The sequence below is a fragment of the Cognatundibacterium luofuense genome, assembly GCF_018139685.1.
Classification (GTDB): domain Bacteria; phylum Pseudomonadota; class Gammaproteobacteria; order Burkholderiales; family Burkholderiaceae_D; genus Undibacterium; species Undibacterium luofuense.
Genome location: NZ_JAGSPN010000228.1, coordinates 1 through 395, shown reverse-complemented (window position 1 = coordinate 395; position 395 = coordinate 1). Strand labels below are relative to the sequence as shown.

1 protein-coding gene is annotated in these 395 nt (G+C 53.4%); it reads right to left on the bottom strand.

The annotated features are described in order from the left end of the window. On the bottom strand, positions 1–395 hold a 395-nt coding region (locus tag KDM89_RS20155; RefSeq protein ID WP_212689653.1), incomplete at both ends, for a sterol desaturase family protein.

Below are 395 nucleotides of genomic sequence, written 5' to 3'. Positions count from 1 at the left end.
GTTTCTGGCACTGCCTTCCGGCGCAGGTAACTGATCCCGGATGCCAGTCTGCACAAATTCTTTCTGGAATAAGGCGGTACCAAACAGCACGTCCCAAACCGGGAACAAGACCGCGAAATTATGCCCGCCCAGCGTGCCTTTGCCTTCGCTTTCATGACCGATACCGATCGCATGGTGCAAGCGGTGAAAGCGTGGCGATACCAGCAGGTACTCGCCGATTTTTCCGAAATGGATACGCACATTCGCATGCTGCAGGCTTTGCAGCATTTGCGATGCCATCACCAGCATCACGTACTGACGCGGCTCAACGCCGATCACAATCGCAATCACCCCCATGTAAATATCGCGGATAAAGTCATCCAGCAAGTGATTGCGGTTATCGCTCCACAGATTCA